The organism is Pontiella desulfatans (genome assembly GCF_900890425.1).
Classification (GTDB): domain Bacteria; phylum Verrucomicrobiota; class Kiritimatiellia; order Kiritimatiellales; family Pontiellaceae; genus Pontiella; species Pontiella desulfatans.
Genome location: NZ_CAAHFG010000004.1, coordinates 627,949 through 639,973 on the forward strand (window position 1 = coordinate 627,949; position 12,025 = coordinate 639,973).

General features: G+C 58.8%; 13 protein-coding genes. 4 read left to right on the plus strand and 9 right to left on the minus strand.

Features of this window, described 5'->3' with window-relative positions; translation table 11 throughout:
• The first annotated feature begins 10 nt into the window (after positions 1–10).
• Both E9954_RS28185 and E9954_RS28190 read left to right on the plus strand, forming a co-directional pair.
• Positions 11–337, plus strand: a complete 327-nt coding sequence (locus E9954_RS28185) for a cupin domain-containing protein (RefSeq protein WP_136082635.1) — start codon at positions 11–13, stop codon at positions 335–337.
• A complete protein-coding gene (locus E9954_RS28190) occupies positions 318–1,013 on the plus strand; it encodes an MBL fold metallo-hydrolase (RefSeq protein ID WP_136082636.1) in 696 nt (231 codons plus the stop codon). The genes E9954_RS28185 and E9954_RS28190 overlap by 20 nt, the downstream gene beginning before the upstream one ends.
• A gap of 11 nt (positions 1,014–1,024) precedes the next feature.
• Here the strand turns inward: E9954_RS28190 and E9954_RS28195 are convergent, their stop codons facing one another.
• Positions 1,025–1,447, minus strand: a complete 423-nt coding sequence (locus tag E9954_RS28195) for a hypothetical protein (RefSeq protein ID WP_136082637.1) — start codon at positions 1,445–1,447, stop codon at positions 1,025–1,027.
• 230 nt (positions 1,448–1,677) lie between these two features.
• Between E9954_RS28195 and E9954_RS28200 the strand changes: the two genes are divergently transcribed.
• Entirely contained in the window at positions 1,678–2,787 is a 1,110-nt protein-coding gene (locus tag E9954_RS28200) for a serine hydrolase domain-containing protein (protein WP_136082638.1), read from the plus strand.
• 7 nt (positions 2,788–2,794) lie between these two features.
• Here the strand turns inward: E9954_RS28200 and djlA are convergent, their stop codons facing one another.
• Complete coding sequence (gene djlA / locus E9954_RS28205; protein ID WP_168442657.1) at positions 2,795–3,520, minus strand: co-chaperone DjlA; 726 nt, start codon at positions 3,518–3,520, stop codon at positions 2,795–2,797.
• Positions 3,521–3,611: 91 nt separating this feature from the next.
• Between djlA and E9954_RS28210 the strand changes: the two genes are divergently transcribed.
• Positions 3,612–3,836 (plus strand): VF530 family protein, encoded by a 225-nt coding sequence (locus E9954_RS28210; RefSeq protein ID WP_136082640.1) that lies wholly within the window; start codon positions 3,612–3,614, stop codon positions 3,834–3,836.
• 43 nt (positions 3,837–3,879) lie between these two features.
• Here the strand turns inward: E9954_RS28210 and E9954_RS28215 are convergent, their stop codons facing one another.
• The 7 genes from E9954_RS28215 to der all read right to left on the minus strand — a co-directional run bounded on the left by E9954_RS28215 (position 3,880) and on the right by der (position 11,989).
• Entirely contained in the window at positions 3,880–4,257 is a 378-nt protein-coding gene (locus E9954_RS28215; protein ID WP_136082641.1) for a response regulator, read from the minus strand.
• Positions 4,258–8,166 carry a PAS domain S-box protein gene (locus E9954_RS28220; protein ID WP_168442658.1) on the minus strand — a complete coding sequence of 1,303 codons (3,909 nt, stop codon included), beginning with the start codon at positions 8,164–8,166 and terminating at the stop codon, positions 4,258–4,260. It abuts the gene before it with no gap.
• A 124-nt stretch (positions 8,167–8,290) separates the two neighbouring features.
• The gene (locus tag E9954_RS28225) at positions 8,291–8,896 is read right to left on the minus strand and encodes a hypothetical protein (protein WP_136082643.1); all 606 of its coding nucleotides are present in this window, start codon (positions 8,894–8,896) and stop codon (positions 8,291–8,293) included.
• Position 8,897: 1 nt separating this feature from the next.
• The gene (locus tag E9954_RS28230) at positions 8,898–9,092 is read right to left on the minus strand and encodes a hypothetical protein (protein ID WP_136082644.1); all 195 of its coding nucleotides are present in this window, start codon (positions 9,090–9,092) and stop codon (positions 8,898–8,900) included.
• Between the two features lie 13 nt (positions 9,093–9,105).
• Positions 9,106–10,215, minus strand: a complete 1,110-nt coding sequence (locus tag E9954_RS28235) for a DNA alkylation repair protein (RefSeq protein ID WP_136082645.1) — start codon at positions 10,213–10,215, stop codon at positions 9,106–9,108.
• Positions 10,215–10,613 carry a zinc ribbon domain-containing protein gene (locus E9954_RS28240; protein ID WP_136082646.1) on the minus strand — a complete coding sequence of 133 codons (399 nt, stop codon included), beginning with the start codon at positions 10,611–10,613 and terminating at the stop codon, positions 10,215–10,217. Before E9954_RS28240 ends, E9954_RS28235 begins: the two co-directional genes overlap by 1 nt.
• A gap of 41 nt (positions 10,614–10,654) precedes the next feature.
• Positions 10,655–11,989 (minus strand): ribosome biogenesis GTPase Der, encoded by a 1,335-nt coding sequence (gene der / locus E9954_RS28245; protein ID WP_168442659.1) that lies wholly within the window; start codon positions 11,987–11,989, stop codon positions 10,655–10,657.
• Between the last annotated feature and the right edge of the window lie 36 nt (positions 11,990–12,025).

Sequence of the window (12,025 nt, forward strand, 5' to 3'; positions counted from 1 at the left end):
GAGATGCCGAATGAAAAAGAGCCTGTTCAACAACATACCGGACGCCTTGCCCAACGAATGGGTCGAGGTTCTTGCGGAAAGCGCCGATGTCCGGATCGAGCGGATTGTTTCAGATGGCCACGCTTCGCCCGATGGCTTCTGGTACGACCAGGGGCAGGACGAGTGGGTCTTGCTGGTTTCGGGTTCGGCGGTGTTGACGTTCGAGGACGAAACGGTTGAACTGAATCCCGGCGACCACATCATGATTCCCGCCCGTCGGCGGCATCGTGTTGAGTCCACGTCGTCTACTGAAAAAACCATTTGGCTTGCGGTATTCCATGAAAACGACCCGATTTGAATTTGGAGAATACGACGTGCTGGCGGTGCCGGTGCTGTTCGATAATTTTGTTTATCTCGTCTGCCGCGAAGGGCGGGCGGTGCTGGTGGATGCGGGGGAGGCGAAGCCGGTCTTCAAAACGCTGGAACAGGAAAACCTTCGGTTGACCAACGTTTTGATCACCCATGCGCACCATGACCATGTTGGCGGGTGCAGGGCTATTGTCGACCGGTTGGGGGTGCAGTCGACCAGTCCCGGTGTCGAGGCCGGCGAGTTTGAGTTGTTGGGAACGCCCTGCCATGCCCTTTCAACCCCCGGGCACATGGCGGTGCACAAGTGCTACCATTTTCCGGAACTCGGAATCCTGTTTACCGGCGACACGATCATCAACGGGGCCTGCGGCCGGATACTTGGGGGGACGGCCGGGCAATATTATTCCAGCCTCCAGGCAATTTGTGAACTACCCGACGAAACCCGCTTGTTCGGAGGACACGACTATCTCGTGGAAAACATGGAATTCGCCCTCTCCACCGAGCCGGACAATCCGGACATGCTCGCCCGTCGGAATCTTTACCAACAAGATCCGGCCCGCGCCATTTTTGCCCCATTGGCGGAAGAGAAGAAAACCAACCCGTTTCTTCGCGCCGGATCACTGGAGGAGTTCATCGAGCTTCGAAGCCGCAAAGACCGTTTTTGATGGGGCTTCCGTCAGTCAATCTTGCGGGCGCTCCAGTTGCCGGAGAATCGTTCTTCCGGTGGCCCTGGATCATAATACGAAAACGTTCCGCTCATGGATGTCCCGCTGCCGATCTTCCCGTCCAGGCGGAAGGTTGTTCCATCGTCCAGCTCGATATCCAGGTCGATGGAGTTTCCGGAGACCGTGAAGGTCATGCCTCCGTAGGAGAAGGTGCCTTCCGGAACCACCCCGCCTTCGCCGGGCAGCTCGATGGTCTCGGTCATGGTTGGATAACCGGAGGCCGTAGCTGATAGTTCCCACGTTCCGGCCTCGAGGGAAACCGGATCATCATTGTCATCGTCGTTGCATCCGACGAGTCCCGCCAGGAAGCAGGCGCCAGCCAACAGCACAAACGCCTGTTTCGCAAAGTTCCGCCATTTCATATGTGCCTTCATTCCGTCCTCCACTGCCTACAATTTCGCAACCGCACCGGCCACCGCAACCGGCCACAAGCCCTTTCTACACCCACGCGCGGAATGCGAAAGTAAAAACCGGCGGCCTCACTCCTGCCGATTGTGGATGGGAATGAAAAAAGACCCAATTTTCATTAGTTGCTTCGACTGTTATTGTTGTAACCATCATCAACCAAGTGGTTTGTTTTAGTCTCAGTGAATAGGAGCATCGTATGAATCTTTCAAGCGGCATCATCATTGCAGCCTCACTCCCGCTTCTAATTCCAACTTCCTATGCAAAACCGGAAAAGTCGGCCGGGCAATCAAAGGAAATCGAGGTTTCCCTAAAGGGGATTATTGAGCGGGAAAATCTTCCGGGAATGGTTGCAGCCATTGCTTCGTCGGAAGGAATTGTCGCCATTGGCGCTGCCGGAGTTCGGAAGGACGGTTCACGCGAGGAGTTTACGCAAAACGATGTCATTCATCTCGGTTCCTGCACCAAGGCGATGACCTCCACGTTGCTGGCAACTTTTGTTGCGGATGGGACTATCACGTGGGAAACCACACTGATTGAGGTTATGCCGGAGCTTCGGAAACGAATCCATCCGGATTATCACAACGTGACCGTTTGGCAACTGCTCACGCATCGGGCGGGTGTTCCGGTCAACGCGAAAGACTGGTGGGCACACCCCGAGATGAAGCTTGAAAAACGACGCGTGGAAATACTCAAGGACAGCCTGGAAGATGCTCCGAAGGCAAAAAAGGGTGAGTATCTTTATTCCAACCTCGGCTACATGATCGCGGCTTGCATGGTGGAGCAAAAAACCGGGGACACGTGGGAGGAGCTGATTGAAGAGCGTTTGTTCAAGCCCTTGGATATGGACTCGGCCGGATTCGGCCCGCCGGGAAAACGCGGAAGAAAGGATCAGCCCTGGGGGCACAACAAATCAGGAAAAAAATGGAGCGCCATGCAATCCGACAACGCAGAGGCGCTCGGCCCGGCAGGCCGGGTACACTGCTCGGTTGAGGATTGGGCGAAATTCATTGCCTTGCAGTTGCCCAACGGAAAGGGCCAGGAGCTTTCTTTCGGCCGTGAACACCTGAAGAAACTGATTACCCCGGTCGGCGATTATGCCGGAGGATGGATTGTTGCAAAACGGTCGTGGGGCAACGGAGTGGTCTTGACGCATAGTGGTAGCAACACCATGTGGTATGCAACCGTCTGGGTTGCTTCCCAGTTGGACAGGGCCTTTATCGTGGTAACAAATTCCTGCGATGAGGATTCCCATGCGATCTGCGACAAAATGATTGGCGAACTGATCAGGATCAATAGCGGGAGTTGATCCCTCGCTAGAGACTCCGCTCTTTCTTGATGACGTCGTAGGCCTCGTTGATCTTGGCGAGCTGGTCGTGGGCGTAGGTCATGAATTCATCCGGCAAGCCCTTCGAGGCGAGCTTGTCGGGATGGAACTCGATGCACTTCTGGCGGTAGACCTTCTTGATTTCGGCATCGGAGGCATCCGGCGAAACCTCGAGCACCTTGTAGGCATTTTCGAGCGCATTCGCCGTGTTGCCGCGCACGCCGCCGAGCATGGCATCGATGGTGCCCGGCCGTAGACGGAACGCCCGTTCGGCCTGCAGCAAGATTTCGCGTTCGTTGGGATGCATGACGCCATCGGCCGCCGCCACCGTGTGCAGGGCCGCAATGAAGGTCATCGCGATTTGGGGGTTGAATTGCACCACGCCCGAAAGCTGGTTGAGATAGTCTTCCGCGGTGTGCGGATCGTCCTTTGCGCGGCGGAAGATGCCGATGGCCTGCTCGCGCATCGGGCCGGTATAGCCGAAGCGCGCCATGATCTGCTCGACCGCCTGGATTTCGTCCTGCGTAATCTGTCCGTCGGCCCGCGCCATTTTGGCCAGGCAACCGAAGAAGGCCACCTGGAAGGTCTGGGCCGTTGCCTTGATCCGGTCGGCGCCTTTGTCGAACTGATGGCCGAGGCCAACCCCCACCACCGCGCCGATGGGCCCGAGCAATGAGCCGAGCACCCCTCCAATGATTTTACCTGTCCATGCCATGCGAGCGCTCCGTGACGATTGATTCGTGAAAAGTGCGCATACTAGCGTAATGGCTGGCGGTTTCAACGCGAATCGGGCAGGGTGCCGGCCTATGAATGAACAACCCAACAATCCGCTGCACGGCATTACGCTCGAAAAACTGCTCAACCGCCTGGTCGACCACTATGGCTGGGACGAGCTGGGGCGGCTCATCGATATCCGCTGCTTCAACTGGGAGCCGAGCATTAAATCGAGCCTGAAGTTCCTGCGCAAAACCCAGTGGGCGCGCGACCAGGTGGAAGAGCTTTATTTAAGCACCCGGTTCGAAGATTCGTGATTCCGTCATCCAGGCAAATCGGAAGGCGATGAAAGAACGCCTGTTATTCAGGATGGACGTCGAGCAGGTCTCTGACGGCGGAAAGAAGTACATCGAGGGGAACGGGTTTTTCAAAGACGTAGCGGGCGCCGAACATCTTGGCCTGATTCAGGAAGTTGATCGGCATGCTGCGCATGCCGCCGGAAATCGCAATGATGGGCAGCTCTTCGGCGGTCTTGCGAATCGCAAGGAGGATTTCAAGCCCGTCCATTTCCGGCATCAGGATGTCGGTAATGATGAGGTCGGGCTTCTCCTGCCCAATGATGCGCATGCCGATCTTTCCGTTTTCCGCCTGCAAGACTTCATAGCCTTGTTTTGCCAGGAACTGGGAAAAAAGCTTCTGCACGGTCGGATCGTCGTCGATGAGCAATATTCTTTTCATTCATACACCCTCGCCTTTGTACTCTTGAATCAATTTCCCGACCATGGCGGTTAGGTTGGAAATAGTAAACGGTTTGTTCATGAATAGGTAGTCCCTGTCTTCCAGGTGCTGCCAGCGGACGTGCTGGTCGCGGTATCCACTGAGCAGCAGCACGGGCAGGGCGGGGTTTCTCTTCCGCAGTTCATCGGCCAGTTCGTCGCCCCGCAGGCCGGGGAGTTCCATATCGCTGACCAGCAGGTCGATGTTGCCATCCACATCCCGGAAATGTTCCATGGCCTCTTCGGCGCTGATGGCGAGGATGGGATCGTGTCCTGCGTTTAGCAAAATTTCCATACCCATGGTGGCCAGCTCGGGATCGTCCTCCACCAGGAGGATGGTTGCGCGGCCATGTGCCTGATGGCGGTGTGCCGGTTCTTCCGGGGATGCTGGCGAGGCCGCGATCGCCGGGAAATAGATCTTGAAGCAGCTCCCCTTTCCGGTTTCGCTGTAGACGTTGACCCATCCCTTGCTTTGCTGGGCGATTCCGTACACGACGGACAGCCCAAGCCCTGTCCCTTCGCCAACCTCCTTCGTGGTGAAGAACGGTTCGAACAACCGTTTTTTGGTGTCTTTGTCCATCCCGCAGCCGGTATCGGTGATCGAAAGGCACACAAAGCTTCCCGCCTGGGCCTCGGGAATGAGTGCGGCATCTTCGGGCTGGAACGTGCCGCTGTCGGTCGAAATGGTCAACCGTCCGCCTTCCGGCATGGCGTCGCGCGCGTTAACCGCCAGATTGATGATGACCTGGGTCAGCTGGCCGGGGTCGGCATGGATGGGGGGCAGTTGCTGCTGAAGATCCAGGACAATGTCGTATTTTTCGCCCAGCAACATGTTGAGCAAGGCCAGGGCGTCATGGACGGTGTTGTTCAGGTCCACGGTTTCGAAATGGGAGGGTTGCTTCCGGCTGAAGGTCAGCAGCTGGCGCGTCAGCTGAGCCGCTCGCTTGGCCGCCTTGTGGATCTCCACGGCTCCGTCGTATTCCGGGGATTGGGCATCGAGTTCCATCTGCAGCATCTCGCTGAAGCCCATGATGCCCTGGAGGATATTGTTGAAGTCGTGGGCGATGCCGCCGGCCAGCTGCCCGACGGCGTCCATCTTCTGGGCCTGCCGCAACTCTTCCTCCCGGATCAGCTCTTCGGAAATGTCGCGCTTGACGGCCACGTAGTTGGTAATGGTTCCGGTGGCATCCTTCACCGGGGCGATCGAGGCTTCCTCGGTGTAGAGCGTGCCGATTTTCCGGCGGTTGACGATCCGCCCCTCCCAGATCCCTCCCGAAGCGATGGTATCCCAGAGATCGGCATAATAGGCTTCGTCATGCTCCCCGCTGCTGAGCATATTCGGGTTCATCCCAAGAACCTCTTCCCGGGCAAAGCCGGAAGCCCGCTCGAAGGCGGGGTTCACATATTGGATTCTTCCCTCCAGATCAGTAATAACCACGGTCTCCGGCGACTGCTCAATGGCCGTGGATAGGCGTAGCAGCTCGTTTTCGGATGCCCTGCGTTCGCTGATATCCTCGAACATCCACAGGGAGCCCGACTCCAGCGGACTTTTCGGATCAAGCGCACTCCCGATCAGCCGGCACCAGAACAACGAACCGTCGCCGCGCTGGAACTGAAGCGTGTGTTCGAAGCGGTTGCCTTGCTCCAGCACGGCATACGCCTTTGCCCCGTTTTCCAGAAAGTCCTCCTCCGAGGCGTACAACAGGCGGGTCGAAGCGCCCTGCAATTCCTGTTCCGGAATGTTGAACAGTTCGGACATGCGGGGGTTTACCCATTTGAAGGTGCGGTTTTCAAGCAGGGCGATGCCCACCGTGCTGTTGTCGAGAATCAGGCCTTGCACTTCGGCAAGGTCCTTAAGGGTTTGTTCCGCCTTTTTCTGCGCGGCAATGAAGCGGGCCTGCTGGATGTTCTGGTAGGCCGTGGCCGAAAGCTGGTTGGCCAGCGTGAACAGCACATCCGCGACCTTCGTGAAGCGCTCGCGGGGCATGACCGGCACGCGGTGGAACGCATCCATGAACGCGTCTTCATCGGCACCGATTTCCCGGGCATAGCGGCGCATGTCTTCATCGGATTGCGACTCGTCCCGCACCTGCCCGATCAGCCAGTTGGCGATATGCCGGCCGCCCACCTCGATGCTGGCTCCCGCATCCCAAAGACCGCCGCTTAGGCAGCACTGGACAATCGGCCCTTCCTGGTGGTGCCGCCCGAGTTCGGCATCGGATTTATGGCAGTTGGCACGGCCCTTTTCCGTTTTGCGGATAATATCGTAGCACAGGCTGGTGAAATTGCTCGGCTCGGTGATGGGGGTGCCATCGGGGTGGGTAATGATGGAAGCCACGCCGGTGGCCGCGGCAAACCCATCCTGGATGCGCTGGATGGCATCCCGGCTGAAGAGATCGTCGAAGGCGATTTCCGCGTCGTCGTCCAGCGGCCGCGTCAGGGCAACAATCCTTTTCTCCAGCGCTTCCTCCATCTGCTTGCGCGCGGTGATGTTGCGCCAGGCCGTGTGGATCATGGGGCGGCCTTCGTTGTCGGTGAGCGCGGTCAACGTGACGGCGACCGGGAACACCTCGCCATTGGCCTTCTTGTGGTGCCATTCGAAACGGAGGCTCTGGCTGGTTTCCATGGCAGCGAGCATATCCTGGGCTTTTTTACCCGAATCCAGTCCATCGGGCTGAGTTGTTGGGGAAAGGTCGCCCGGAGATTTCCCGATGACATCCTCCTTGGCCGAATAGCCGAGCATATCCACGGCCGCCATGTTGCAGTCGGTAAACCGGCCCTCTTGGATGATGAGGAAGGCATCCGCCGAGTGCTCGAACAATTCACGGTATTTCGCTTCGCTCGCCGCCAGCACCTGCTCAGCGTGTTTCCGGTCGCTGACATCGTGGAAAATCACGGCGAACTGGCCCGGTGCCGGGCGGAAGGCGCGTGTTTCGAAATGCTTGTTCAGATCCTGGGAATAATCCTCGATAATGGCCGGTTCCCCGGTTTCCTCCACGCGGCCAAACTGGTTGATCCACGCCGGTTCAATTTCGGGCAGCAGTTCCCTGACGGTGCGCCCAACCACGCGTTCCGCCGCGAGGCCGGTCAGCTTTTCGAATCCGGGATTGACCTGGATGTACCGATAATCAATGGGGTTTCCCTTTTCATCGCGGATCATTTCATGCAGGGCGAAACCGGAGGTCATGTTGTCGAACAACTGCCGGTAGCGCGCCTCGCTCTCCCGCAGTGCGTGTTGGGTTTGTTCGCGCTCAGTGATGTCGCGGATGTTCACCACGCTGACGCGCTCCCCGTTTTGGTCGTAGTAGGTGGCCTTGATTTCAACCGGGAAGACCGTTCCGTCTTTCTTGCGGTGGTAGCGAAGCGGCGCAACCTGAAGCTCCTGCCTGATCGCGCTGCTGGTTTTGTCCGGTTCGGCAGAAAGGTCGGTGTTCTTCAACTGCCTGAATTCATCATGGCTGTAGCCATACAGTGCTGCCGCCGCTTCGTTCGATTCAAGAATGGTTCCGCTGCCCTGGTCGAGCAGGAACATCGCGTCTCCTGCGGTGGCGAACACCAGCGTATAGCGCTCCTCGTTTGCGCGCCATTCAGCGGTTTGCCTTCGGGCTTTTGAGTTGAGAGCCCAGCTGCAAGCCAGCAACGCCATGGCCGCAAAGATAACCAGCCCAATCACTCCCCATAGCCATAGGGGAATGCCGTCCGCCTGTGCAACCGGAACAAGCGCCAAGGCGGCGCCAATCCCGTTGATGGAGAAGAAGGGTTCCATGGGGGAGGGCCCAACGTGGCGAGCCGAAGCTGTTTCGGCATGGCTTTGCAGCGTCACCGCCGTTGGCGGCAACCCGTGCAATCCGATCCTAAACAACTTTTTCATTCGCCTTTCTTTCCCTTTGCAGCGAGCTCGAAAGCTAGCTGGTTCCATCCATACCGTTGAGCAGAACTAGCACGAACCGTGCAAAAATCGCCAGTTCCCGCCCGGCTGATAACATGGACGGAAACTATTCCAACCCCTCCAGGTGCGAGGTGAGGAGCTGGCCGGTGTGGTCGATGGCGTCGGGATAGGCGGTGCGGAGCTCCTCGAAAAGCCTTTTGGCCTCGCCGTCCTTGCCGTCGTGTTTGAGGCGCATGCCGAGGTAGAGCCGGGCGTAGGCGCCAACCTGCACGCCGTTGGCGTAGAAACACATGTTGTGTGTTTCAATCGCCTGTTCCAGCAGCTTGATCTGCGCATCGCCTTCGGAGGCCTGCGCCAAGGCGAGCACGGCGCAGCCGGTACGGTTGGCGCGCGGATATTTTTCGGTCAGCACGGCCACCGTCTTCTTGGCTTCTTCCGTTTTCCAGTCCTGGTTGGCGGCGTGGTAGCCCTTTTCAATCAGGTTGAGGTCGTTTCGGGAAAGGTATTCGCCATCCATCATCATGCGGGTACGCGCCAGTTCCTTTTGCCGGGCGGCGACTTCTTTCACGCGCTCTTCCTCCAGCACCGGGGCCAGCCTGGCCTCCAGTTCGGCCACGCGTTTTTCGAGTGCGACGATGCGCTGGAGCAAAACCCCTTCGTCGGCATGTACCGCTGCGGCGAACACGAATGGCAGGATGAAGGCTCTTTTCATATTAATTTCCAGTCGTTGCAGGTTGGAAGAGGCCCGCTTGTTGCAGGAAGTAGATCACGAGCAGGGCCATCACGGCGATCACGGCCAGTTTCATCGTCGCCTTGATGGCTTTGTTGAACAGCACGGCAATGCTGATGGCGATCGCTACGATTAAAATGATCCAGGTCATGGGGCTGAGGGTCTGCAAGGCTTCCACTTCATTCTCCGGGTTAAGAAAGCGTAAGCTTAAAGGTTGCCCGCCCGAATGTCTTTCCGTTTATCAGGATTTCCACGGCATGCCCGCCCGGATAGTAGTTGCGCGTGGAGATCGGCTTGATGGCATGCCGCTTGGCCAGTTCAACCGTTTCCCCGGGGGCGATCTCCAGGGAGCGGAATTTGAACACCTTCGGGCTGGTTTTCCCATTCGCCTTCCTGTGGTGGAGCGCGTAGTCGACCACCACCTTCTGGGTGGTTTTTGCCGTGGATTCGATCATCGCGTTGAACTCGATCGCTTCCCCCAGGCGGATGGCCCCAGGGGAAACCTTGAGCGACTTGAGAGCGAGCTTGGGGTTTTCCGTGTAGCCGAGCAGGCCGAACACCGCCGGATGCCCGGCCTTCACCAGGGTACGCGTGGCATGCCGGATGATCCACTGCCGCTCCGGGCCGGCCCCCTGCCGCCACCGCTTGCAAACCTTGATGACGGTTTCCGGATGATCCTTCGAAATATCGTTCAGGTTGTTGGCGACCGAGCGGCGCACAGTTTCGCTGGGATCGTCCTTCAGGTTGTCCAGCAGCTGGAGAACCGGGGAGGGATCGGCAATGAATTGCGGCAGTTGCCGCCCCCACGGCAGGCGCGGCCGGATGCCCTCGGAAACCAACCGCCGCACCTGCTCGTCCGGATCGTCCGCCCATTGCCCCAAGGTGCGGAACGTGGCCTCGAAATGTTCAGTGATGAATGGACGGATGGCAAATTCGGCCGAAAAGAACGAAGTGAGCTCCTTCAGCACCTTCAAGGCGGTTTCCGGATGGCCAAGACCGTGCTCGCCGACATAGTCGAGGATCGGCCAGGCGGCGAAGCCCTGCAGGTTGTCGTCCGGATCGCCGGGAATCCAGTTGCCCTTCAACCGGATGAGGATTGCGGCGGTTTCTTCGAAATCATCTGGAAGATACGTGTTCAGCACCCCGATCAGGTGCCGCACCCGATCCTTCAGTTCCAACTCCTCGATGCCCGCCATCGCATCCGCAATGAAACGCTGTTCGGGAAAACCCGGAACCGTACGCGCCAACGACCCGGCCATCCGTTCCACCGCCGCCTTCCCGAGGCCGTCTTTCATCAGCATCAGAACAACTCACTGATCTTGAGCACCATTTGGCCGATGCCCTGGTGGAAATAGAGGCCGATCTGCGCAACCAACGACCAGGCCACGGCAAACTGCGCCAGCGCATACCCCGCAAGCGTGAACTGGCCGATGCCGACCAGCCCAACCCCGAACTGTGCCAGGGTAACCACGCCCACGCCGAACTGGCCAATGGCAATGATGCCGTAGGCCGGCACCGGTTTGCGGTCGCGGTATTTGAAGGAAACGTGAACCAGCGGCACGCCCATCACGGTGGCGGCGGACTTATACTCGAAGCCGTAGCCATCCCATTCATCCTTGGCGGGGAAGGGCGCCCCGCACTGCGGGCACGCCCGGGCCTGTTCCGAAATTTCATGGCGACACGCTCTGCACGGTTTCATGGGAAAGACCCTCGCGTTTGTGCCCGAATGGTCGAGTTTGCCTATCTTTCCGGCCGCGAGCGGGCGACGAGCTTAATGAAGATCGGCGCGCCTTCGAGGCCGAACGCCTCGCGGAACTGGTTCTGCAAATATTTCAGCCAGTTGGAGCGCGAATAGGTTGGATCGTTCACGAACACCTTGAAATAGATCGGGTTGGTGCCGGACTGCGTGGCATAGAACACCTTCAGGCGCTTGCCCTTCGCGATGGGCGGCGGATATTTCTCGACCGCCTGCTGGACGACGCGGTTCAACACGCCGGTGGTGATTTCGACGCGCGTCTGGGCGGCGACATAGTCGATCGCTTCCACGGAACGCTTGATGTTGTAGCCGTCCTTGGCCGAAACGAACAACACGGGGGCGAAGCCCATGAAGGGCAGCGCCTCGCGCAGGGCCGGCAAATATTTGGTCTGCGTAACGTCCTCATCGGCGTCTTTCGCCAGGTCCCACTTGTTGATGAGCAGGATGCACCCCTTCTGGGCTTCGATAATCTTGGCGGCCACCTTCTTGTCGCGGGTGGTCGGCCCGGTTTCGCCGTCCAGCACCATCACCACCACGTCGGCGCGTTCGATCGCCTTGTCGGTGCGCAGGTTGCTGAACCAATCCACCGCGCTTTTGCCGCGGGTGTCCTTCTGGACGCCGGCGGTGTCGATCAGCTGGTAGTGGCGGGCGGTTTCGCCTTTGCCGATGGTGAAGGGGATTTCGATGCTGTCGCGGGTGGTGCCCGGAATATCCGAGACAATCACGCGTTCGTCCTTGAGCAGGCGGTTGATGTAGGACGATTTCCCGGCGTTCGGCCGGCCCACCACGGCCACCCGGAGCGGTTCTTCCTCCGTTGGGTTTTCCTCTTTCGGCAGCTCGGGGATCAGCGCCTCCATCAGGGTGACGATGCCGCGGTTGTGGACGGCGGAAACGGGGAAGACGGGGAAGCCGAGCTGGTCGAAGTCGTACGCGCCCTCTTCCCGGTCTTCATTGTCGGCCTTGTTGGCCGCGAGGAATACGGTGCGCCCGCTCTGATGCAGGATGCGCGCCACCTCTTCATCCAGCGGGGCGAGCCCGGCCGAGATGTCGACCACGAAAATAATGAACGAAGCATCCGCAATGGCCACTTCCGCCTGCGTTTCGGTTCCTTCAACGATTTGGTCGGGGGAAACCTGCTTGCCGAAATGGCCCAGTCCGCCGGTATCGATCAGCTCGAACCGCTCGCCTTCCCAGTTGGCCTCGCACACAATGCGGTCGCGCGTTACGCCTTCCTCTTCGTGCACGATCGACACGCGCCGCCCCACCAGCCGGTTGAACAGCGCCGACTTCCCTACGTTCGGGCGACCCACGATCGCCACAACCCTTTTGCTCTTCGTCTCTTCCATAGTGCGGAG

Bases quoted from the DNA above. Each gene is read 5' to 3' on its own strand.
- E9954_RS28215 (WP_136082641.1), bottom strand. From the start codon at position 4,257: ATGAAAAGAATATTGCTCATCGACGACGATCCGACCGTGCAGAAGCTT.
- E9954_RS28200 (WP_136082638.1), top strand. From the start codon at position 1,678: ATGAATCTTTCAAGCGGCATCATCATTGCAGCCTCACTCCCGCTTCTA.
- E9954_RS28225 (WP_136082643.1), bottom strand. From the start codon at position 8,896: ATGAAAAGAGCCTTCATCCTGCCATTCGTGTTCGCCGCAGCGGTACAT.
- E9954_RS28235 (WP_136082645.1), bottom strand. From the start codon at position 10,215: ATGCTGATGAAAGACGGCCTCGGGAAGGCGGCGGTGGAACGGATGGCC.
- djlA (WP_168442657.1), bottom strand. From the start codon at position 3,520: ATGGCATGGACAGGTAAAATCATTGGAGGGGTGCTCGGCTCATTGCTC.
- E9954_RS28195 (WP_136082637.1), bottom strand. From the start codon at position 1,447: ATGAAGGCACATATGAAATGGCGGAACTTTGCGAAACAGGCGTTTGTG.
- E9954_RS28185 (WP_136082635.1), top strand. From the start codon at position 11: ATGAAAAAGAGCCTGTTCAACAACATACCGGACGCCTTGCCCAACGAA.
- E9954_RS28190 (WP_136082636.1), top strand. From the start codon at position 318: ATGAAAACGACCCGATTTGAATTTGGAGAATACGACGTGCTGGCGGTG.
- E9954_RS28220 (WP_168442658.1), bottom strand. From the start codon at position 8,166: ATGAAAAAGTTGTTTAGGATCGGATTGCACGGGTTGCCGCCAACGGCG.
- E9954_RS28210 (WP_136082640.1), top strand. From the start codon at position 3,612: ATGAATGAACAACCCAACAATCCGCTGCACGGCATTACGCTCGAAAAA.
- E9954_RS28240 (WP_136082646.1), bottom strand. From the start codon at position 10,613: ATGAAACCGTGCAGAGCGTGTCGCCATGAAATTTCGGAACAGGCCCGG.